This is a genomic window from Cellulomonas xylanilytica (genome assembly GCF_007989805.1).
Classification (GTDB): Bacteria; Actinomycetota; Actinomycetes; order Actinomycetales; family Cellulomonadaceae; genus Cellulomonas; species Cellulomonas xylanilytica.
Genome location: NZ_BJUB01000003.1, coordinates 146,337 through 168,882, shown reverse-complemented (window position 1 = coordinate 168,882; position 22,546 = coordinate 146,337). Strand labels below are relative to the sequence as shown.

Below are 22,546 nucleotides of genomic sequence, written 5' to 3'. Positions count from 1 at the left end.
GTGAAGCGGACGCCAGTGGTGCAGGATCTACCCATGGTGCAACGCCGCGCTGCTCTGCTCGACGGGCGGACCGGAGGCCGGGTCCTCGGGGACGTCGACCTCACGGCAGCCCTCGCCGTCTGCGCGCGCGACGCCGTCGGGTCGGTCCTCGCGACCGCCCGGCTCGAGCAGGCCGTCGGGCGGACGCTGCGCGCGGCGGGCGGGACGCTCTGGGGCTACGAGGAAGCGGGCGAGCTGGTCGCCGTCTGCTACGCCGGGGCGAACATGGTCCCGATCGTTCCCGTGGACGACCCCCAGGTGGCGAGCCGCGCGCTCGACGCCTTCGCCGGGCTCGCCCGGGGCCAGGGTCGACGCTGCTCGTCGATCGTCGGACCCGCCGAGGCGGTGCTGGGACTGTGGGGCAGGCTCCGCTACTACTGGCCGGCCGCCCGTGAGGTCCGCGACGACCAGCCCTCGATGGTGATCGAGCACGCGCCGCTGGTCACGGCCGACCCCCGCGTCCGCCGGTCCCGGCCGGAGGAGTTCGACGCCGTGCTCCCGGCCTGCGTGCGGATGTTCACCGAGGAGGTGGGCTACTCGCCGGTCAGCGGACCCGGGGGGCCGTACGAGACGCGGGTGCACGGCCTGATCGGCCAGGGCCGGTCGTTCGTGCGCATCGACCAGCCCGGTGGCGTCGTGTTCAAGGCCGAGCTCGGCGCGGTCGCCGGGGGAGTGGCGCAGGTGCAGGGCGTCTGGGTGTCACCGGACCGGCGCGGGGAGCGGCTCTCGGAGGCCGGGATGGCTGCCGTCGTCCAGATCGCCCGCGGGGAGGTCGCGCCGCTGGTGTCGCTCTACGTCAACAGCTACAACACGCGGGCGCTCGCGGCGTACCGCGCGGTGGGCTTCCGGCAGGTCGGCACCTACGCGACCGTCCTGTTCTGACCCGCTCAGCGGAGCAGGCGCGACATCCGCCGGTCCGCGAGGGGCTTGCCGCCGGTCTGGCAGGTCGGGCAGTACTGCAAGGACGAGTCCGCGAACGACACCTCGTGCACGGTGTCCCCGCACGGCACGTCGTCCCACCCGGGGCACGGCTGACCCGTCCGGCCGTGCACCTTCATGCCGCGACGCTTGGCGTCCTTGAGCTCGGCGGCCGGCTTCCCCGACGCGGACGCGACGGCACCGGTGAGGACCTCGCGGATCGCCTCCCACAGGATGCGGGTGCGGTCGGCGTCGAACGACTTGGTCATCGCGAACGGGCTCATCCGGGCGGCCAGCAGGATCTCGTCCGAGTAGGCGTTGCCGATGCCGGCGATCGTCCCCTGGTCGCGCAGCAGACCCTTGACCTGCTGGTTGCGGGACGCCAGCAGCTCGGCCAGGCGGTCCTCCGTGAACTCGTCGGACAGCGGCTCCACGCCCAGCGTCGCGATCTGCGGGACGTCCGTCGGGTCCTCGACCACGTGCACGGCGAGCCTCTTGCGGGTGCCGGCCTCCGTCAGGTCGAACCCGGAGCCGTCGTCGAGCCGCACCCGCAGCGCGAGCGGTGACTTGCCGGGCCGCACGGGGGTGGTCGACAGCTGCTCCGACCAGCGCACCCAGCCCGCGCGGGACAGGTGCCAGACCAGGTGCAGCGGCTCACCCGTCGGCGTGGCGACCATGAGGTCCAGCCACTTGCCGTGCCGCTGCACGTCGACCACGGTGCCGCCGACGAGCGCGTCCGGCGGGGGCCTGAACGTCTTCAGGGCGCTGATCGCACCGATCGACACCTCGGTGACGGCGTGGCCGTCCGCGCGCCCGCGCAGGAACTGCGCGAGCGCCTCGACCTCGGGCAGCTCTGGCACGGGCACCATCCAACCCCACGGAATCGCGTACAGCTGGATCTTCGGTCGGTTCGGCCCTGCGCTCCGCTCCGGGCGGGTGCGCTGGCGCGCCCCCACCCTCCGCTGCACTCCGGGACCGAACCTCCACACTAGGCTCCCTCCCATGCTCATCCGCCTCTCCCAGCTCTTCTTCCGCACGCTGCGTGAGGACCCGGTCGACGCCGAGGTCGCCAGCCACCGTCTGCTCGTGCGCGCGGGCTACATCCGTCGCGCCGCGCCCGGCATCTACACCTGGCTGCCGCTGGGCCTGCGGGTGCTCGCCAAGGTCGAGCAGGTCGTCCGCGAGGAGATGACCGCGGCCGGCGCGCAGGAGGTCCACTTCCCGGCGCTGCTGCCCAAGGAGCCGTACGAGGCGACGGGCCGCTGGACCGAGTACGGCCCCAACATCTTCCGGCTCAAGGACCGCAGGGGCGGCGACTACCTCCTCGCGCCGACGCACGAGGAGATGTTCACGCTGCTGGTCAAGGACCTGTACTCGTCGTACAAGGACCTGCCGCTGACGCTCTTCCAGATCCAGACCAAGTACCGCGACGAGGCGCGTCCGCGCGCCGGGCTCATCCGCGGGCGCGAGTTCATCATGAAGGACGCCTACTCGTTCGACGTCGACGACGCCGGGCTCGAGGCCTCGTACCAGGCGCAGCGCGACGCCTACCAGCGCATCTTCGACCGGCTCGGTCTCGAGTACGTCATCGTGGCGGCCACGTCCGGTGCGATGGGCGGCTCGCGCTCGGAGGAGTTCCTCACGCCGACCGCGATCGGCGAGGACACGTTCGTGCGCTCGCCCGGCGGGTACGCGGCGAACGTCGAGGCGGTCACCACGGTCGTGCCCGACGCGATCCCGTTCGACGACGCGCCGGCGGCCCACGTCGAGGACACCCCGGACACCCCGACCATCGACACCCTGGTCGCCGTCGCCAACGAGCGGTTCGCGCGCCCCGACCGGCCGTGGACCGCCGCGGACACGCTCAAGAACGTCGTCCTGGCCCTCGTGCACCCGAGCGGCGAGCGCGAGCTGCTCGTCGTCGGGCTGCCCGGTGACCGCGAGGTGGACCTCAAGCGCCTCGAGGCGGCCGTGGCGCCGTCGGAGGTCGAGGCCGCCGGTGACGCCGACTTCGCCCCGCACCCCGAGCTCGTCCGTGGGTACCTCGGACCCGGGGTCCTGGGTCCGAACGTCCCGGTCGCCGAGGGCGCCGAGCGCGTCGCCATCCGTTACCTGCTCGACCCGCGGGTCGTGCCGGGCACCCGCTGGATCACCGGCGCGAACGAGCACGGCAAGCACGTGTTCGACCTCGTCGCGGGCCGCGACTTCACCGCCGACGGCACCGTCGAGGCGGCCGAGGTGCGCGCGGGTGACCCCGCTCCCGACGGGTCCGGTCCGCTCGAGCTCGCGCGCGGCATCGAGATCGGCCACATCTTCGCGCTCGGGCGCAAGTACGCCCAGGCGCTCGGCCTGACGGTGCTCGACCAGAACGGCAAGGCGCAGGTCGTGACGATGGGCTCGTACGGCGTCGGTGTGACCCGCGTGCTCGCCGCGCTCGCCGAGGCGAACAACGACGAGCGCGGGCTCGCCTGGCCCGCCCACGTGGCGCCCGCGCACGTCGTCGTCGTCGCCACGGGCAAGGACCCGGCGGTGTTCGAGGCCGCCGACGCGCTCGCCACCGAGCTGTCGGCGCGCGGCGTGGAGGTGCTCTACGACGACCGGCCGGGCAAGGTCTCGCCCGGGGTCAAGTTCGCCGACGCCGAGCTGCTGGGCGTGCCCCTGGTGGTCGTCGTCGGTCGTGGGCTGGCCGAGGGCGTGGTCGAGGTCCGTCCGCGCGTCGGCGGCTCCACCGAGCAGGTCCCGGTCACGGAGGCGGCCGACCACGTGTCCGCGCTGGTCACGTCCCTGCTCACCGCCTGATCGCTCCGCGACGTCCGAGCACCCGGTCGCCACGGCGACCTTGGTGCTCGGACGTCCGCGTCGTGCGGGCGCGGACGTCCCTGGCGATCGTCAGCCGGTGGGCTGCTGGGCGCGTTCCGGCAGGCCCGGGAACGGGACCGGCGTCGCGCCCCAGACGGCGGCGTCCACGGTGGCCCGGCGCAGACCCTCGACCAGCGGCGACCGGGCACCCGCGGGCGCCTGGGCCACCGCGTTCGCGTAGGCGTCGGCGACAGCCGTCTCCAGGGTGCGTCCGAGGGCGGTCGCGACGGCCGGGTCGTCCAGGCCGGCGGGCAGCGTGTACGAGGCGCGGCGGGGATCCTGCGCCGAGCCGTCGATCCCCGCGTCCGCAGCCCAGTCCTCGCTCCGGGAACGGTGCGCGGCCGCGGCGGACCGCGCCGCCGCGCGCTGGTCCCCGGAGAGCTTCGCGGCGATCACCTCGAACCCGTACCCGGCCTCGTCGTGCACGAGGGCGAGCACACCGACCTCGGCGGTGGACAGGCTGTCGCCCTCGGCTGCGGAGGTGCTCGGGCTCGGCGTCGGGTCGGGCTCCGCTGTCGTCTCGTCGGGGACGAGCACCGGCACCTCGGCACCCGTGGCGAGCGCGAGCCGCGTCGCCAGCTCCCCGCGGGAGGTGGCGACCGACGCGACGAGCCGGGCCAGCGGGCCGTCGGTCACGGCGTCGGCGTCGGTGCGCGCGGTGCGCGTCGCCTCCGCGAGCCGGTCCAGGACCTCGGCGACGGATGCGGTCGTCGTCGCGGTCGCGGTGGGGGAGCCCGTGGGCGCCGGGAGCCCCGAGACGTAGACGCCACCGAGCTGGTCGGCGTGCTGGTCGGAGAAGCCGGTGACGTCGGCGAGCACCGGGGCGACGGGCTCGGCGGCGCCGTCGGGGAGCACCGCGGCCGCGCTCGCCGCGGCCGACAGGGCGAGCGAGTCGGCCACCGTCCGGGCGCGGACCTGCTCGACGGCGTCGGGGCTGGGCTCGACGGGCGGTGGCGTCTCCGCCCGCAGACCGCACGCCCCGAGCGTGAGAACCGTCACTGCCGCGGCCAGCGCGCGCACGAGTCGCCGGCCCCGGCGCGCGTGATCCCGCGCATGTTCCCGCGTGTGATCCCGGTGGCCTGCAGCGTTCTGGTCCATGCTCATCGCCGGTGATCCTGCCATGCCGCGGGGCCGCGGCCGTCGGGCACGCCCGGACTCGTTACTGTGGTCCCACAACATCACAGGGTCGCACCGTCGCTCGCCGACGACCCGCTGGACCGACAGGAGGCTGACATGGTCGCGCCAGCACACCCGACACACGCCGACCGGGTCCGGCACGTCGTGGAACCCGCCGTCGTGGCGGGGGGTCTCGTGCTCGAGGACGTCACCGTGCGCAAGGCGGGACCGCGTTCCGTCGTCGAGGTGGTCCTCGACGTGACGGAGGACGACGAGGGCGGCCTGGACCTCGACCGCGTGGCCGAGGCCACGCGTGCAGTCTCCGACGCGCTCGACGCCGCCGACGTCATCGTCGGCGAGTACACGCTCGACGTGATGAGCCCGGGCGTGGACCGTCCCCTGACGGAGCGCCGTCACTTCACGCACGCCGTCGGCCGCCTGGTCACGGTGTCGCTCGCGGACGGTGGGTCGCTCGCCGGCCGGCTGACGGAGGTGGACCGCTCCGACGACGCGATCGTCGTCGTGCCCGTGACACCCGGCCTCAAGGGGCGCAAGCCGGTGGTGGGCGCGCCCGTGCGCGTGCCCCTGTCGGACGTGCGGCACGCGCACGTCGAGGTGGACCTGTCGGGCATCGGCCCTGTGGACGGCGTGGACGACGACGAGATGGCCGGCCCCGACGCCGCTGCCGGCAAGGAGAGCTGAGATGGACATCGACATGCAGACGCTGCGGCTGCTCGAGCGCGAACGGGAGATCAGCCTCGACGTGCTGGTCTCCGCGATCGAGCAGGCGCTGCTGTCCGCCTACCACCGCACGCCGGGCGCGCAGACGCGTGCCCGCGTCGAGGTGGACCGCAAGACCGGCCACGTGACCGTCTGGGCGCGCGAGGCCGCGCCGGCGGGCGAGCCCGACGACGAGGGCGTCATGCCGCCGCCCGGTCCCGACGGGCCCGAGTTCGACGACACCCCGGCCGGCTTCGGGCGGATCGCCACGGCGACGGCCCGCCAGGTCATCGTCCAGCGCCTGCGCGACGCCGAGGACGACCAGGTGCTCGGTGCGTTCCGCGGCAAGGAGGGCGAGGTCCTGGGGGGAGTCATCCAGCAGGGCCGGGACCCGCGCACCGTGCTCGTCGACGTCGGCGGCACCGAGGCCGTGCTGCCCGCCCACGAGCAGGTGCCCGGAGAGGAGTACGTGCACGGCGACCGGATCCGCGGCTACGTCCTCGAGGTCGCCCGCGGTCAGCGTGGCCCGCAGGTGACGCTGTCCCGCACGCACCCCAACCTCGTGCGCAAGCTGTTCGAGCTCGAGGTCCCCGAGGTCGCGGACGGCACCGTCGAGATCACGGCGATGGCACGGGAGGCGGGCCACCGCACCAAGATGTCGGTCCGCGCGACCGTTCCCGGCGTCAACGCCAAGGGCGCCTGCATCGGCCCGATGGGCGGCCGCGTGCGTGCCGTCATGGCCGAGCTGCACGGCGAGAAGATCGACATCGTCGACCACGCCGACGACCCCGCGGAGATGATCGCGCACGCCCTGTCGCCCGCCCGGGTGCTGTCCGTGACGGTCGTCGACCCGGTGGCGCGCGCGGCCCGCGTGATCGTGCCGGACTACCAGCTGTCGCTCGCCATCGGCAAGGAGGGGCAGAACGCCCGCCTCGCCGCCAAGCTGACCGGCTGGCGCATCGACATCCGCTCGGACGCCGAGGTGCCCGAGACGGCCTCCTCGGGCGGTCGTGACGGAGCGGACGGCAGTGAGTGACCTCACGTGTGACGCCGCCGGAGCCTCGGCGCGGTAGACTTGCTGCGGCTGGGCCGGATGTCCGGCTCCTCCCGTCGAGCCGGCGGACCCCACAGACACCCGAACGTGTCTCTGGCATGGGTCCGGTGCGCACGTGCGTGGGGTGCCGAGCCACCGGCCCGAGGTCAGCCCTGCTGAGGGTGGTCGTCGACCAGGAGGTCACGGGAGAACCCGTGCTCGTCGTGGACGTCGCCCGCCGGATGCCGGGCAGGGGGGCATGGCTGCACCCCGATCCTGGATGTCTCGAGAAGGCCGAACGCCGACGAGCGTTCGGGCGCGCCCTGCGAGTTGCGGGGCAGCCCGGCACGAGCGCGGTCCACCGCCACCTCGAGGAGCAGCAGGAGCAGGACGTCGTCGGGTAGTTCCCGGCGGCGAGGCCGATCGTCGATACGGAAAGCGGGTTGGAAGCCGATGGCTGCCCGATGAGCACGCACCGATGAGTACCCAGCGATGAGTACCCAGCACTAACGACGGTCCGACCCTGTCCGGGCGGACCGAGACAGGAGAGATGTGGCCAAGGTCCGCGTCTACGAGCTCGCCAAAGAGCTCGGGGTCGACAGCAAGACCATCATGACCAAGCTGAACGAGTTCGGTGAATTCGTCCGCTCGGCATCCTCGACCATCGAACCGCCGGTCGTCCGCAAGCTGCGCGACACCTACCCGGTCGGTGGCGGAGGTTCCGCCCCCGCAGCAGCACCCGCCCCGAAGGCACCGGCACGTCCGGCGCCCGCCCCGGCCGCTGCCGCCCCCACAGCACCCGCTCCTGCGGCACCGGTCGAGGCCCCGCGCCCCGCCGCCGCAGCCCCCGCGGCTCCCGCGCCGGCCGCCCCCGCGGCCCCGGCGGCTCCCGCTCCGGCCCGACCGGCTCCGGCGCGTCCGGCTCCGGCGCCCGCTGCTGCGGCACCGGCCGCTTCCACGAGCCCGGCCGTCCGTCCCGGCCCGCGTCAGGCCCCGCCTGCCGCCCGTCCGGGCAACAACCCGTTCGCGCCGTCGCAGGGCATGCCCCGCCAGGGCGAGCGCCCCGGTGGCGGCGGTCCCCGTCCGCCGCGTCCGGGCAACAACCCGTTCGCGCCCTCGCAGGGCATGCCGCGTCCGGGTGACCGTGACCGTCGTCCTGCCGCCGAGGGTGCTCCGGCCGCCTCGGCCGGCGAGCGTCCGGGCGGTCCCCGTCCCGGAGGTCCCCGTCCCGGTGGCCCCCGTCCCAACCCGGGCATGATGCCCGGTCGCACGTCCAGCGGTGTCGGTCGCCCCGGCGAGCGTCCTGCTGGTCCCGGTGGCGGCCGTGGTGGCCCCGGCGGCGCCGGTGGCGGTGCGCGCGGCGGCTACGCCGGTCGTCCCGGTGGCGGCGGCGGTGCGCCCGGTGGCGCTCCCGGTGGCGGTGGCGGTTTCGCCGGTCGTCCCGGTGGCGGCGGCGGTCGTCCCGGTGGTGCCGGTCGTGGCAGCACGCAGGGTGCCTTCGGTCGCGCGGGGGGTCGTCCCGTCCGTGGCCGCAAGTCGAAGCGGGCGAAGCGTCAAGAGTTCGAGCAGATGCAGGCCCCCTCGCTGGGTGGCGTGCAGGTTCCTCGCGGCAACGGCAAGACCGTCGTCCGCCTGCGCCACGGCTCGTCGCTGAACGACTTCGCCGACAAGATCGACGCCAACCCGGCCTCGCTGGTCACCGTGCTGTTCCACCTCGGTGAGATGGCCACGGCGACCCAGTCGCTCGACGAGGACACGTTCGGCACGCTCGCTGCGGAGCTGGGCTACACCATCGAGATGGTCTCGGCCGAGGAGGAGGACCGCGAGCTGCTCGGGGCCTTCGACATCGACCTGGACGCCGAGCTCGAGGCCGAGGGCGACGAGGACCTGACGGCGCGGCCGCCGGTCGTCACCGTCATGGGTCACGTCGACCACGGAAAGACCAAGCTCCTCGACGCCATCCGCCAGACGGACGTCGTCGCGGGCGAGGCGGGCGGGATCACCCAGCACATCGGTGCCTACCAGGTGCACACCGTGCACGAGGGCGCCGACCGTGCCGTCACGTTCATCGACACCCCGGGCCACGAGGCGTTCACCGCCATGCGTGCCCGTGGTGCGCAGGTGACCGACATCGCGATCCTCGTGGTCGCGGCCGACGACGGCGTGATGCCCCAGACCATCGAGGCGCTCAACCACGCCCAGGCGGCCGGCGTGCCGATCGTGGTCGCGGTCAACAAGGTGGACAAGGAGGGGGCCAACCCCGCCAAGATCCGCCAGCAGCTCACCGAGTACAACCTGGTGGCCGAGGAGTACGGCGGCGACACGATGTTCGTCGACGTCTCCGCCAAGCAGAACCAGGGCATCGACCAGCTCCTCGAGGCGGTCCTCCTCACGGCGGACGCCGCGCTCGACCTGCGGGCCAACGCCGACAAGGCTGCTCGTGGTGTCGCCATCGAGGCGAACCTCGACAAGGGCCGCGGTGCCGTCGCGACGGTGCTCGTCCAGTCGGGCACGCTCGAGGTCGGCGACGCCGTCGTGGCGGGCACGGCCTACGGCCGCGTGCGTGCGATGTTCGACGAGCACGGCGAGCCGGTCACGGTGGCCGGTCCGTCGCGTCCGGTGCAGGTCCTCGGTCTGACCTCGGTGCCGCGCGCCGGTGACACGTTCATCGTGGCGCCGGACGACCGCACCGCGCGTCAGATCGGTGAGAAGCGCGAGGCGGCCGAGCGTGCCGCCCTCCTGGCCAAGCGTCGCAAGCGCATCAGCCTCGAGGACTTCACGCAGGCGCTCCAGCAGGGCAAGGTCGAGACCCTCAACCTGGTCCTCAAGGGCGACGTGTCGGGTGCCGTCGAGGCGCTCGAGGACGCGCTGCTCAAGATCGACGTGGGCGACGAGGTCGACCTGCGGGTCATCCACCGCGGCGTCGGTGCGATCACGCAGAACGACGTCAACCTGGCGACGGTCGACTCGGCCATCATCATCGGGTTCAACGTCAAGTACGCGGAGCGCGTCGAGGAGCTGGCGGACCGCGAGGGCGTCGACGTGCGCTTCTACTCGGTCATCTACCAGGCGATCGACGACGTCGAGGCGGCCCTCAAGGGCATGCTCAAGCCGGAGTACGAGGAGACGCAGCTCGGTACCGCCGAGGTGCGCGAGGTCTTCCGCTCGTCGAAGTTCGGCAACATCGCCGGGTCGATCGTGCGGTCGGGCCTCATCCGACGGAACTCGAAGGCGCGCATCACGCGTGGTGGCAAGGTCATCGGCGACAACCTGTCGATCGAGTCGCTCAAGCGGTTCAAGGACGATGCCACGGAGGTCCGCGAGGGCTTCGAGTGCGGTATCGGCCTGGGGTCGTTCAACGACGTCGAGACCGGCGACATCATCGAGACCTGGGAGATGCGCGAGAAGCCTCGCGCCTGACCCGGTGATCAACGCCCGCGGGGCGGGCGAGGAATGCTCCTCGCCCGCCCCGCGGTCTCTCACGAGGAAGAAAGGTTGCCCCCGATGGCGGACACCGCCCGCGCCCGCAAGCTCAGCGAGCGCATCCAGCAGGTCGTCGCGCAGATGCTCGACACCCGGATCAAGGACCCGCGGCTCGGGTTCGTCACCGTGACCGACGTGCGCGTCACCGGTGACCTCCAGCACGCCGACGTGTTCTACACGGTGCTGGGCGACGACGCGGCGCGCACCGACACCGCCGCCGCGCTGGAGAGCGCGAAGGGCATCATCCGCTCCGAGGTGGGCAAGCAGACCGGCATCCGGCTGACGCCGTCGCTGGACTTCCACCTGGACGCACTGCCCGACACCTCGGCCCAGCTGGACGCCGCGCTGCTCGAGGCGGCACGCCGGGACCGCGAGGTCGCCGCGCTGGCGGCCCAGGCGAGCTTCGCCGGGGACGCCGACCCGTACAAGAAGCCCGACGAGGACGAGTCGGACGACTGACGCACACAGTCGACGGCGCCCCTCCGACATGTCGGAGGGGCGCCGTCGTGCTGTCGGTCAGGCGCGCTGGCGGCCGGTCTCGCGCGGCATCCACGCCAGCACCATCAGGGCGCCGAGCGCCACGACGACCGCGGCCACCAGGGCGGCCGGCTGCAGGCCCGCGACATAGCCCTCGGGTGTCAGGGTGCCGTCCGACGCGGTGAACACCGCGACGAGCGCCGCGACGCCCAGGGCGCCGCCGATCTCGCGGATGGTCGAGTTCACCGAGCTGGCGGTGCCGTGGTCGTCGGGTGCCATGTCGAACAGGACGGCGGTGGCGCTCGGCGCGAACGTCAGGCCCATGCCGATGCCGGCGAGGGCGAGCCCAGGGACCAGGTCGGTGTAGACCAGGGTGTCGCTGGTGACGACGAGCCCCATCCACGCCAGGCCGGCGGCCTGCAGGGCCAGACCGGCGGCGAGCAGCGGACGGACCCCGACGCGAGGGGCGAGCATGCCGGCGATCGGCGCGAAGACCATCGGCGCGGCGGTCCACGGCAGGGTGCGGATCCCGGCCTCCAGGGGCGTGTAGCCCATCCCGATCTGCAGGTACTGGGCCAGCAGGAACACGAGCCCGAAGACGCCGAACGAGAACACCAGCGCACTTCCGTTGGCCACCGCGAACGACCGCACCCGGAACAGGCGCAGCGGGATGAGCGGGTGGTCGGTGCGGGACTCGCGGAACAGGAACGCGACGATCAGGAGGGCGCCGAGCGCCATGCCGCCGACCACGGTGAGGGAGCCCCACCCGTCGTCGTTGCCGCGGATGATCGCCCAGACGAGCGAGAGGATGCCGGCACCCGCGAGGACGAGCCCGGCGAGGTCGAGCCGCTGGCGCCGGCCGTGCGACTCGGGCAGCGCCCAGAACACCAGCGGGATGGCGACGACCGCGACGGGGACGTTGATCCAGAAGATCGCCTCCCACGAGATGCCGTCGACGACGGCGCCGCCGATGACCGGTCCGAGGGCTACGCCGAGGCCGGAGACCCCGCCCCAGATCCCGATCGCCATCGCGCGCCGAGCCGCGGGGACCGCGCCGGCGAGCAGGGTGAGGGACAGCGGCATGATCGCCGCGGCGCCGGCACCCTGGACCGCGCGGGCGGCGATGAGCAGCTCGGCGCTGGTGGCCAGGGCGGACGCGATCGAGGCGAGGGCGAACACCACGATCCCGGCGACGAACACACGACGGCGCCCCCACCGGTCGCCCAGCGTGGCGGCGGCGATCATGAGCGTGGCGAAGCTCAGCGTGTAGGCGTTCACCATCCACTGGAGCTGCTCGAGGGTGGCGGACAGCTCGGTCCGCAGGACGGGCAGCGCGGTGGTCATGACCAGGTTGTCGAGCGTGGCCATGAACATCGGGACGGACGCGGCGATGAGCGCGACGGCGGTGCCCCGGCGGCGCGCGGACGGTGGCGCGACGGGCAGCTGGGCCGGTGCCGGCAACGTGGCGGTCACGGGAGGTCTCCTTGTTGGCATTGACTGATTACTAACAAGACGGACCGTAGGCATCGGCTGATAACATGTCAACCATGTCTCAGGAGCAGCAGGTCGCGTGGGCGGCGAAGAAGCCGGCACAGCGGATGTCCGGAGCGCAGCGACGTGCGGAGATCCTGGTCGCCGCGCGCCGGGTGTTCGCGGAGCGCGGGTACGCGGCCAGCACGGACGAGGTGGCCCGCGCGGCAGGCGTCTCCCAGCCCTACGTGGTGCGGCTGTTCGGCACCAAGCGCGAGCTCTTCCTCGAGGCGTACTCCGAGGCCAGCGCGCAGATCCTCGCGACGCTCGGCGCGGTCCCGGCCGGGCCCGACGCCGGGCACGCGATGGGCGACGCCTACGTCGGCCTCCTGGCGGACCGCGACCTGCTGCGTCTGGTCATGCACGGGTTCATCGCCGGCGCCGACGAGGAGGTGGGGCGCGTCGCGCGACACACGCTGGGGGAGGCGTTCCGTCTCTTCCGCGAGCGGTCGGGAGCCGACGACGAGACCGCTCGCGCGTTCGTCGCGCAGGGCATGCTCATCAACGTGCTCCTCGCGGTCGACGCGCCGGCGCACCGCGGCGAGGACGCCGGCCTGGACGCGCTCGTGCAGTGCGTCGAGGACGGCATTTCCGAGCGGCGCACCGCGTGACGAGGTCGGGGGAGCCGGGACCCCGGCGGCCGACCGCTGCGGACGGCGTGGTCGTCGTCGACAAGCCCGCCGGGTGGACCAGCCACGACGTCGTCGCGCGCATGCGCCGCCTGGCGAGCACCCGCAAGGTCGGGCACGCCGGAACCCTCGACCCGATGGCGACCGGCGTCCTCGTGGTGGGGATCGGTCGAGCGACGCGGCTGCTGACGTACGTCGTCGGCGCCGACAAGGAGTACACCGCGACGATCCGGCTCGGCGTCGCGACGACCACGGACGACGCCGATGGCGAGGCCGTCGCCACGGTCGACGCCTCGGGGGTGACGACGGCCGACGTCGCCGCGGGCGCGGCCGCCCTCACGGGTGCGATCCAGCAGGTGCCCAGCGCCGTGTCCGCCATCAAGGTCGACGGCCAGCGCGCCTACGCGCGCGTGCGCGCGGGCGAGGACGTCGAGCTCGCGGCGCGGCCGGTCACGGTCAGCAGGTTCGACGTGCACGACGTGCGCCCGGCGCTCACCGCCGACGGCTCGCCGGTGCTCGACGTCGACGTGACCGTCGTGGTGTCCTCGGGGACCTACGTCCGCGCGCTCGCGCGTGACCTGGGAGCGGCGCTGGGAGTGGGCGGCCACCTGACCGCGCTGCGGCGCACGCGGGTCGGCGGCTACTCGCTCGACGTCGCCAGGTCGCTCGACGACCTGGGTGCGTTGCCGGTGGACGAGCCGATCGACGTCGTGTCGCTGGCGGACTCCGCGCGGGCGACGTTCCCCGTGCGGGAGCTCACCGACGACGAGGCCCGCGCCCTGTCCTACGGCCAGTCGATCGGGGTGGCCGACGACGCGCCCGGGACCACGGTGGCGGGTATCGGTCCCGACGGCCGGCTCGTGGCCCTGCTCGAGGAGCGCGGCGGCACGGTCCGCCCGGCGCTGGTGTTCTCGCCCGCCTGAGCGGTGCCGGGCCGCTCGTTCGGACGAACCGTTTCGAGGCTCTTCCGATATGTCCGCTTCCGGGGCTACTCTGCGCGGAGCGTCACAGCGTCCCACAGGGTTGTGGGAGCGCTCCTACCAAGGGAGACACCGTGGTTTCTCGTCGCACCTGGCGCTCAGGCGCCGTCTTGACCGCTACAGCCGCACTCGCGATCGTGGGTATCTCTCCCACGGTCGCCGCCGTCCCGACCGAGTCGTTCGACGACGGCCCGGGATCGTGGGTCGCGTACGGGCACGAGGGGGCGATCGACACCAGCGGGGGCAGCTTCTGCGTCGACGTGCCCGCCGGCTCGGCGCAGTACGGGGTCGGTGTGCTGCTCAACGGCGTGGAGGTCGAGGAGGGGTCGACCTACACGTTCGCGTTCTCGGCCTCGGCGACGACCGACGTCACCGTCCGGGCGCTGGTGGGCCAGAACGGCGCCCCGTACGGCACCGTCGTGGACAAGAGCCCGGCGCTGACCTCGGACCTGACGGAGTTCTCCTACGAGTTCACCGCGGCCGACAGCTACCCCGCGACCGCCACCGCGGACGAGCCCGAGGGCCAGATCGCCTTCCAGCTCGGCGGGTTCAGCCCCGACGCCTGGACCTTCTGCCTCGACGACGTGTCGCTGTCCTCCGACGTCGAGCTCCTGCCGCAGACCTCGTTCGCCGAGTCGCTCGGGCCGTGGGGCCTGTACGGCGGGTCGGACCCGGTGTTCGTCGACGGCGGCGTCTGCACCACCCTGCCGGGCGGCCAGCCCAACCCCTGGGACGCGGGCCTGGCCTTCACGGGGATCCCGATCGAGGAGGGCCAGAACTACGTCCTGACCTTCACCGCGAAGGCGACGCCCGACACCCCGGTGCGCGTGATCGTCGGTGAGGGCGGCGGTGCCTACCGCACCACGTTCGAGCAGGCGTCCGCGCCGCTGACCAGCGAGCTGACCACGTACACCTACCCGTTCACGGCGAACCTCACGTTCCCCGCCGACGGCACGGCGCCCGGCCAGCTGGCCTTCCACCTGGGCAAGTCGGTCGGGTACGAGTTCTGCATCACTGACGTGTCGCTGCGGACGACGGCCAGCCCGCCGCCGCCGTACGAACCCGAGACCGGGCCGCGCGTGCGCGTCAACCAGGTCGGCTACGTGCCCGAGGGCCCGAAGCGGGCCACCCTGGTGACCGAGTCGACCGAGGCGCTGCCGTGGGAGCTGCACGATGCGGCCGACGCCGTCGTGACGTCCGGCACCACCGCTCCCGCCGGCACGGACGCGTCGACCGACCTCAACGTCCATGTCATCGACTTCTCTGAGGTGACCACGGCCGGTGCCGGCTACACGCTGGTCGCCGACGGGGAGACGAGCCGTCCGTTCGACATCGACGCCGACCTCTACCAGCAGCTCCGCCAGGACGCGCTCGACTACTTCTACCTCGCTCGCTCCGGCACACCCATCGACGGTGCGATCGTCGGCGAGGAGTACGCCCGCGAGGCCGGCCACGTCGGCCTCGCACCCAACCAGGGCGACACCGAGGTGCCGTGCATCGGGCCGCGCGACTACTACGACGGCTGGACCTGCGACTACACGCTCGACGTCTCGGGCGGCTGGTACGACGCCGGCGACCACGGCAAGTACGTGGTCAACGGCGGCATCTCGGTGGCGCAGCTGCTCAGCACGTACGAGCGCACCCTGACGGCGTCGTCGGCGACGCCCGGGGCGCTCGGCGACGGCACCCTCGACGTTCCCGAGCACGGCAACGACGTGCCCGACGTGCTGGACGAGGCGCGCTGGGAGCTCGAGTGGATGCAGAAGATGATCGCGCCCTCCGGCGAGTACGCCGGGATGGTGCACCACAAGGTCCACGACGAGGGCTGGACGGGCCTGCCGCTGGCTCCTGCGGACGACCCGCAGGTGCGCTCGCTCCACCGCCCGTCCACGGCCGCGACCCTCAATGTCGCCGCGGTAGCGGCTCAGGGTGCCCGCCTGTTCCGTGAGTACGACGCCGCGTTCGCCGACTCCCTGCTGGCGACGGCGCGGTCGACCTGGGCCGCCGCGCTCGAGCACCCGGCCGTCTACGCACCCGCCGCGGCGGGCTCCGACGGTGGTGGCCCGTACGACGACGCGGTCGTCACGGACGAGTTCTACTGGGCGGCCGCGGAGCTGTTCCTCACCACGGGTGAGGACGCGTTCGAGGAGTACGTCCTTGCCAGCCCGCAGCACACCGCGGACGTGTTCACGGCCGGGGGGTTCAACTGGGGAAGCGTCGCGGCGCTCGGCCGCATCGACCTGGCCACGGTGCCCAACGACCTGCCCGGCCTCGACGAGGTCAAGGCCTCGGTGGTCGCCGGTGCCGACGAGTACGTCGCCAGCCAGGCGGCGCAGCCGTGGGGCTCGGTCTACTCGCCCGTCTCGGGCACCTACGACTGGGGCTCCAACTCGTCGGTGACGAACAACCTGGTCGTCCTCGGCGTGGCCTACGACCTCACCGGGGACACGACGTACAGCCGCGCGGTGCTCGAGGGCATGGACTACCTGCTGGGCCGCAACGGCCTCAACCAGTCCTACGTCACCGGGTGGGGCGAGGTGGCCTCGCACCAGCAGCACAGCCGCTGGTTCGCGAACTCTCTCGACCCGGGCCTGCCCGAGCCCCCGCCGGGTTCGCTGGCGGGCGGCCCGAACTCGGTCACGGGCACGTGGGACCCGACGATGCAGGCGACGTTCACCGAGGGCTGCGCGCCCTCGATGTGCTACCTCGACGTCATCTCGTCCTGGGCGTCCAACGAGATCACGATCAACTGGAACTCGTCGATGTCCTGGGTGGCGTCGTTCGTCGCCGACCTGGGTGCAGGTGCGCCGGTGCAGGTGGCTCCCGTCGTCACGCAGCAGCCCGCGTCGGTGACGGCGGCCTACGGGTCGACGGCGACCTTCACGGCGGCGGCGTCCGGCACCCCGGCACCGACCGTCCAGTGGCAGGTCCAGCAGGCGGGGCCGTGGCAGGACGTCGTGGGCGCCACGGGGACCACGCTCGACGTGGTGGTCACCGCCGGTGCCTCGTACCGCGCCGTGTTCACCAACGCGGCGGGTTCGGCCACGACGCAGGGGGCGACGCTGACGGTGGCGAAGTCCGCACCGGTCATCACCAAGCACCCGGCTCCGGCCCGCGTGGCGCTCGGCAAGACCGTTACCTTCACGGCGGCCGCGACGGGCTACCCGGCTCCGACGGTGAAGTGGCAGGTGCGCTGGTTCGGCAGCCCGTGGGTCACGGTGCCGGGCGCGAAGAGCACCACGCTGAGCTTCAGGGCCACCGTGCTGAGCCTCGGCACGGAGTACCGGGCCGTGTTCAGCAACTCGGCGGGTTCGACGGCGACGAAGCCCGCGCGGCTCACGCTCACCCTGCCGGGACACCACCGCAACCCCTCGTAGGACCTGGTCCGGCACCCGGCGCGCGCCTCGATGGCGTGCGCCGGGTGGCCGGGATGGCAGGCTTGTCCGTCGAGCCCTCGATCGTGAGCGGGGCACGGACGACGAGGAGCAGGTGTGCAGGTCTGGAGGGAGCTGTCCGACGTGCCCGCGGACTTCGGTCCGTCGGTGGTGACGATCGGCAACTTCGACGGCGTCCACCGCGGTCACGTGAGCGTGCTGCGCCGCATGTGCGCGGACGCCGCGACGGTGGGTGCGCAGTCGGTCGCGGTGACGTTCAGCCCGCACCCGCAGCAGGTGCACCGGCCGGACACCGCGCCGCCGCTGCTCACCGGCGACGCCGACCGGCTCGAGCTGCTGGAGCAGACGGGCCTGGACGCGGTGCTGCTGCTGGAGTACACGCTCGAGTTCGCGCGGCAGACCCCCGAGGACTTCGTCCGCCGCTACCTGGTCGACGTGCTGCGCGCACGCACGGTCGTGGTGGGCCGCGACGTGCGGTTCGGCTGGAACAACTCCGGGGACCTGTCGACGATGGTCGCGCTCGGCCGCGAGCACGGGTTCGACGTCGAGGTCATCGACGACGTGACCCCCGCCGAGTCGGCCGACCCGGGCAGCGCCGAGGACCGGGCTGCGGACCCGCTGCGGCGGCGCTGGTCGTCGACCTGGGTGCGCGAGCTGCTGGATGCCGGTGACGTCGTCCAGGCGGCACGGGTGCTGGGCCGGCCGCACCGCATCCGCGGCGTCGTCGTGCACGGCGACGCGCGTGGTCGCGAGCTCGGCTACCCGACGGCCAACCTCGCGGCCGACGCGACGGGGATGGTGCCCGCCGACGGCGTGTACGCGGGCTGGCTGCGACGCACGTCCGGCGCCGGCGACGTCCTCCCGGCCGCCGTCTCGATCGGCACCAACCCGACCTTCGACGGCGTCGAGCGCCGCGTCGAGGCGTACGTGCTGGACCGCACGGACCTCGACCTCTACGACGAGGTGGTGGTGCTCGAGCTGGTGGAGCGGTTGCGGCCGACGCTGCGGTTCGACTCGGTGGACGAGCTGCTGGTGCGCATGGGCGAGGACGTCGAGCGGGTGCGGGAGATCCTCGTCACGCCGGCCGGCACGACCACGGGGGCCGGGGGCGCGCCCGCAGCCTGATAGTCTATGGGCGCCGTACGAACGGCCGCGGACAGAGAGAGCCCGGGTGGACATGCCCCGGCGCACCGCGCAACGAGACAACCTGGAGAACCGTGCCGCTCGAAAGTGCCGTCAAGCAGTCCATCATGACCGAACACGCCACCCACGAGGGTGACACCGGTTCCCCCGAGGTCCAGATCGCGATGCTCACGCAGCGCATCAAGGACCTCACGGAGCACCTCAAGACCCACAAGCACGACCACCACAGCCGCCGCGGACTGCTGCTGCTCGTCGGGAAGCGTCGTCGCCTGCTCGGGTACCTCCAGAAGGTCGACATCAACCGCTACCGCAGCCTCATCGAGAAGCTCGGCCTGCGCCGATAACGCCTCGCACCAGCCCGGACCCGCTCAGGGTCCGGGCTGGTGCCGCGTCGGGCCCGCACGGGCCCACCCAGCACGACCAGTACCACCACACCGCGTCGGTCCGCTCGGTTCGGTCCTCGGTAGTGGCTTCCGGAAGCTCCGCGAGGGGAGTCCGGTGGCCTCGATCGAAGATCGCTCGCGGACGGCCGGCGCCTTCACCACAGAGGAGGGCACCCGTGGAGGGTCCCGAGATCCAGTTCGCCGAGGCAGTGATCGACAACGGTCGCTTCGGCACCCGCACCGTCCGCTTCGAGACCGGCCGCATCGCCAAGCAGGCCGCCGGTGCCGCTGTCGCCTACCTGGACGGCGAGACGACGCTGCTCGCCGCCACGACGGCCGGCAAGCACCCGAAGGAGCAGTTCGACTTCTTCCCCCTGACGATCGACGTCGAGGAGCGGCAGTACGCCGCGGGCAAGATCCCCGGCTCGTTCTTCCGCCGTGAGGGTCGCCCGAGCACCGAGGCCATCCTCGCGTGCCGCCTGATCGACCGCCCGCTGCGCCCCCTGTTCGTCAAGGGCCTGCGCAACGAGGTCCAGGTCGTCATCACCGTCCTGTCGATCCACCCGGACGACGCGTACGACACGCTGGCCATCAACGCCGCCTCGATCTCGACGCAGCTGTCCGGCCTGCCGTTCTCCGGCCCCGTCGGTGGCGTGCGCATCGCGCTCGTCGACGGCCAGTGGATCGCCTTCCCGCGCTACTCCGAGCGCGAGCGCGCCACGTTCGACATGGTCGTCGCCGGCCGCGTCGTGGGCGACGACGTGGCCATCGCGATGATCGAGGCCGAGGCGCCCGAGAAGTCCTGGAACATCATCAAGTTCGAGGGTGGCGTGGCCCCCACGGAGGAGATCGTCGCCCAGGGCCTCGAGGCCGCGAAGCCGTTCATCAAGGTGCTCGTCCAGGCCCAGCAGGAGCTGGCCGCGAAGGCCGCCAAGGAGACCCAGGTCTTCCCGACGTTCCCCGACTACCAGGACGACGCCTACGCCGCCGTCGAGGGCGCCTCGACGCAGTCGCTGAGCGACGCGCTGAGCATCGCGGACAAGCAGACCCGCGAGAACCGCCTCGACGAGATCAAGGCCGAGGTCGTCGCGCAGCTCTCCGCGCAGTTCGAGGGTCGCGAGAAGGAGCTCTCCGCCGCGTACCGCTCGGTGCAGAAGAAGCTCATCCGCCAGCGCATCCTCACGGACGGCTTCCGCATCGACGGCCGTGGCCTGCGGGACATCCGCACGCTGTCCGCCGAGGTCGAGGTCCTGCCCCGCGTGCACGGCTCCGCGATCTTCGAGCGCGGCGAGACCCAGATCCTGGGTGTCACCACGCTGAACATGCTCCGCATGGAGCAGCAGCTCGACACGCTCTCCCCGGAGACGCGCAAGCGCTACATGCACAACTACAACTTCCCGCCCTACTCCACGGGCGAGACGGGCCGCGTCGGTTCGCCGAAGCGTCGCGAGATCGGTCACGGGGCGCTCGCCGAGCGTGCGCTCATGCCGGTCCTGCCCAGCCGCGAGGAGTTCCCGTACGCCATCCGCCAGGTCTCCGAGGCGCTGAGCTCCAACGGCTCGACCTCGATGGGCTCGGTCTGCGCGTCCACGCTGTCGCTGCTCAACGCCGGTGTGCCGCTGCGCGCGCCGGTCGCGGGCATCGCGATGGGCCTCGTGTCCGACACGGTGAACGGTGAGACGCGCTACGCGGCCCTCACGGACATCCTCGGTGCCGAGGACGCGTTCGGTGACATGGACTTCAAGGTCGCCGGTACCCGCGAGTTCGTCACGGCCATCCAGCTCGACACCAAGCTCGACGGCATCCCCGCCTCGGTGCTCGGCGGCGCGCTCACCCAGGCCAAGGAGGCTCGCCTCGCGATCCTCGACGTCATCGCCGAGGCGATCGACGTGCCCGACGAGATGAGCCCGTTCGCTCCTCGCGTCATCTCCGTGAAGGTGCCGGTCGACAAGATCGGCGAGGTCATCGGGCCGAAGGGCAAGATGATCAACCAGATCCAGGAGGAGACCGGCGCCGACATCTCCATCGAGGACGACGGCACGGTCTACATCGGCGCCGTCGACGGTCCGTCGGCGGAGGCCGCGCGGGCGGCGATCAACGCGATCGCCAACCCGCACATGCCCGAGATCGGGGAGCGCTTCGTCGGCACGGTCGTCAAGACCACGACGTTCGGTGCGTTCATCTCCCTGTCGCCGGGCAAGGACGGCCTGCTGCACATCTCGCAGATCCGCAAGCTCGTCGGCGGTCGCCGCGTCGAGAACGTCGAGGACGTCCTGGCCGTGGGCCAGAAGGTCCAGGTCGAGATCGGCGAGATCGACCCGCGCGGCAAGCTGTCGCTGCACGCGGTCATCGACGAGGGCACGGAGGGTGGCGACGAGCAGGCCGCTCCCGCGTCCGAGCCGGTCGACGCCTGACGATGCCTCTGGACCTCCCGCTCGTCCGCCCGGGTCAGCCCGGGGCCGAGCAGTCCGTCGGGCAGGACGGCGACGCCATCGTGCGTCGTTCCGTCCTGCCCGGCGGGGTCCGGGTGCTCACGGAGCACATGCCGGGCCTGCGCTCGGCGACCGTGGGCGCGTGGGTGGGGGTCGGCTCGCGCGACGAGTCCGACGGCCACCACGGCTCGACGCACTTCCTCGAGCACCTGCTGTTCAAGGGCACCGCACGCCGGACCGCGATGGACATCGCGGAGGCGTTCGACGCCGTCGGTGGTGAGGCCAACGCCGCCACCGGCAAGGAGCACACCTGCTACTACGCCCGTGTGCTCGACACGGACCTCCCGATGGCGGTCGACGTCATCGCGGACATGGTCACGTCCGCGCGCCTGGACACCGACGAGCTCGAGACCGAGCGCGGCGTGATCCTCGAAGAGCTCGCGATGAACGACGACGACCCCAGCGACGTCGTCCACGAGCAGTTCGCCGCCGCGGTCCTCGGCGCCCACGCGCTGGGCCGACCCATCGGTGGCACCCCCGACACCATCCGCGCGGTCCCGCGTGACGCGGTGTGGGAGCACTACCGGGAGCACTACCGTCCGTCGACGCTCGTCGTGACCGCCGCCGGGGGAGTCGACCACGACGTGCTCTGCGCGCAGGTCAGCGAGGCGCTCACCACGGGTGGCTGGTCCCTCGACGCCGGCGCCGAGCCCCGCAGCCGCCGCGTGCCGACGGACGTCGCCGTGCAGGCCGGACAGGGCGGCATCCCCGCCGAGGGCGTCGAGCTGACCATCCGCCGGCACACCGAGCAGGCGAACGTCATCATCGGCGGCACCTCGCTGACCGCGACGGACCCGAAGCGGTTCACGCTCTCGGTGCTCAACGCGGTGCTCGGTGGCGGCATGTCGTCGCGCCTGTTCCAGGAGATCCGGGAGCGCCGCGGTCTGGCCTACTCCACGTACTCGTTCGCGTCCGGGCACGCCGACACCGGGGTCTTCGGTCTCTACGCGGGCTGCACCCCCGGCAAGGTCGACGAGGTCGTCGCCCTGATGGTCGCGGAGTGGGAGCGGATGGCCGACGCGCCGATCACGCAGGCCGAGCTCGAACGGTCGATGGGTCAGCTGGCCGGCGGCCTCGTGCTCGGCATGGAGGACTCCGGGTCGCGGATGAGCCGGCTGGGCAAGTCCGAGCTGGTCCACGGCTCGCTGCTGAGCATCGACGAGTCGCTCGACCTGATCCGCGCCGTCACGGTGCAGGACGTGCAGGAGCTGGCCGGGGAGCTGGCATCCCGTCCGCGCTCGATCGTCCGCGTCGGGCCGTTCGGGGACTGATCGACCTCCCGTCCGTCGACGCGTGCTCGTCCGCGCAGGCCCGGCGCGACGTGTTCGTGACCCGACCGGTCGTCCGCG

The 22,546-nt window shown here is 72.6% G+C and carries 17 protein-coding genes; 14 read left to right on the top strand and 3 right to left on the bottom strand.

What is annotated here, in order from left to right; genetic code table 11:
* Positions 1-33 precede the first annotated feature (33 nt).
* Positions 34-921, top strand: coding sequence for a GNAT family N-acetyltransferase (locus tag CXY01_RS06195; RefSeq protein WP_146926237.1), 888 nt, complete (start codon positions 34-36; stop codon positions 919-921).
* Positions 922-926: 5 nt separating this feature from the next.
* On the opposite strand, the gene CXY01_RS06190 is transcribed toward CXY01_RS06195, so the two are convergent.
* The gene (locus CXY01_RS06190; protein ID WP_146926236.1) at positions 927-1,817 is read right to left on the bottom strand and encodes an Fpg/Nei family DNA glycosylase; all 891 of its coding nucleotides are present in this window, start codon (positions 1,815-1,817) and stop codon (positions 927-929) included.
* Positions 1,818-1,959: 142 nt separating this feature from the next.
* Here CXY01_RS06190 and CXY01_RS06185 point away from each other — a divergent pair, with 142 nt between their 5' ends.
* Positions 1,960-3,756: a proline--tRNA ligase gene (locus CXY01_RS06185; protein WP_146926235.1), complete on the top strand. Its 1,797-nt coding sequence runs from the start codon at positions 1,960-1,962 to the stop codon at positions 3,754-3,756.
* A 90-nt stretch (positions 3,757-3,846) separates the two neighbouring features.
* Here the strand turns inward: CXY01_RS06185 and CXY01_RS06180 are convergent, their stop codons facing one another.
* Complete coding sequence (locus tag CXY01_RS06180; protein WP_146926234.1) at positions 3,847-4,815, bottom strand: DUF4439 domain-containing protein; 969 nt, start codon at positions 4,813-4,815, stop codon at positions 3,847-3,849.
* A gap of 234 nt (positions 4,816-5,049) precedes the next feature.
* Here CXY01_RS06180 and rimP point away from each other — a divergent pair, with 234 nt between their 5' ends.
* The 5 genes from rimP (at position 5,050) to rbfA (ending at position 10,627) form a co-directional block, all read left to right on the top strand.
* Positions 5,050-5,634, top strand: a complete 585-nt coding sequence (rimP, locus tag CXY01_RS06175) for a ribosome maturation factor RimP (RefSeq protein WP_146926233.1) — start codon at positions 5,050-5,052, stop codon at positions 5,632-5,634.
* A 1-nt stretch (position 5,635) separates the two neighbouring features.
* Positions 5,636-6,688, top strand: a complete 1,053-nt coding sequence (nusA, locus tag CXY01_RS06170; protein WP_146926232.1) for a transcription termination factor NusA — start codon at positions 5,636-5,638, stop codon at positions 6,686-6,688.
* A 116-nt stretch (positions 6,689-6,804) separates the two neighbouring features.
* A complete protein-coding gene (locus CXY01_RS06165) occupies positions 6,805-7,089 on the top strand; it encodes a YlxR family protein (protein WP_146926231.1) in 285 nt (94 codons plus the stop codon).
* A 148-nt stretch (positions 7,090-7,237) separates the two neighbouring features.
* Positions 7,238-10,105, top strand: coding sequence for a translation initiation factor IF-2 (infB, locus tag CXY01_RS06160; RefSeq protein WP_146926230.1), 2,868 nt, complete (start codon positions 7,238-7,240; stop codon positions 10,103-10,105).
* Positions 10,106-10,189: 84 nt separating this feature from the next.
* A complete protein-coding gene (gene rbfA / locus CXY01_RS06155) occupies positions 10,190-10,627 on the top strand; it encodes a 30S ribosome-binding factor RbfA (RefSeq protein ID WP_146926229.1) in 438 nt (145 codons plus the stop codon).
* 57 nt (positions 10,628-10,684) lie between these two features.
* Here the strand turns inward: rbfA and CXY01_RS06150 are convergent, their stop codons facing one another.
* Positions 10,685-12,118: a DHA2 family efflux MFS transporter permease subunit gene (locus CXY01_RS06150; RefSeq protein ID WP_246125096.1), complete on the bottom strand. Its 1,434-nt coding sequence runs from the start codon at positions 12,116-12,118 to the stop codon at positions 10,685-10,687.
* A gap of 74 nt (positions 12,119-12,192) precedes the next feature.
* Here CXY01_RS06150 and CXY01_RS06145 point away from each other — a divergent pair, with 74 nt between their 5' ends.
* The 7 genes from CXY01_RS06145 to CXY01_RS06115 all read left to right on the top strand — a co-directional run bounded on the left by CXY01_RS06145 (position 12,193) and on the right by CXY01_RS06115 (position 22,468).
* Positions 12,193-12,786: a TetR/AcrR family transcriptional regulator gene (locus CXY01_RS06145; RefSeq protein WP_246125094.1), complete on the top strand. Its 594-nt coding sequence runs from the start codon at positions 12,193-12,195 to the stop codon at positions 12,784-12,786.
* Positions 12,783-13,727, top strand: coding sequence for a tRNA pseudouridine(55) synthase TruB (truB, locus tag CXY01_RS06140; RefSeq protein ID WP_146926227.1), 945 nt, complete (start codon positions 12,783-12,785; stop codon positions 13,725-13,727). The genes CXY01_RS06145 and truB overlap by 4 nt, the downstream gene beginning before the upstream one ends.
* 194 nt (positions 13,728-13,921) lie before the next feature.
* A complete protein-coding gene (locus CXY01_RS06135; protein ID WP_246125092.1) occupies positions 13,922-17,161 on the top strand; it encodes a glycoside hydrolase family 9 protein in 3,240 nt (1,079 codons plus the stop codon).
* Positions 17,162-17,275: 114 nt separating this feature from the next.
* Positions 17,276-18,304, top strand: coding sequence for a bifunctional riboflavin kinase/FAD synthetase (locus CXY01_RS06130; protein ID WP_146926225.1), 1,029 nt, complete (start codon positions 17,276-17,278; stop codon positions 18,302-18,304).
* A gap of 92 nt (positions 18,305-18,396) precedes the next feature.
* Positions 18,397-18,666 carry a 30S ribosomal protein S15 gene (rpsO, locus tag CXY01_RS06125; RefSeq protein WP_055922151.1) on the top strand — a complete coding sequence of 90 codons (270 nt, stop codon included), beginning with the start codon at positions 18,397-18,399 and terminating at the stop codon, positions 18,664-18,666.
* 215 nt (positions 18,667-18,881) lie between these two features.
* Complete coding sequence (locus tag CXY01_RS06120; protein WP_146926224.1) at positions 18,882-21,119, top strand: polyribonucleotide nucleotidyltransferase; 2,238 nt, start codon at positions 18,882-18,884, stop codon at positions 21,117-21,119.
* A gap of 2 nt (positions 21,120-21,121) precedes the next feature.
* Positions 21,122-22,468, top strand: a complete 1,347-nt coding sequence (locus CXY01_RS06115) for a M16 family metallopeptidase (RefSeq protein WP_146926223.1) — start codon at positions 21,122-21,124, stop codon at positions 22,466-22,468.
* The last annotated feature ends 78 nt before the right edge of the window (positions 22,469-22,546 follow it).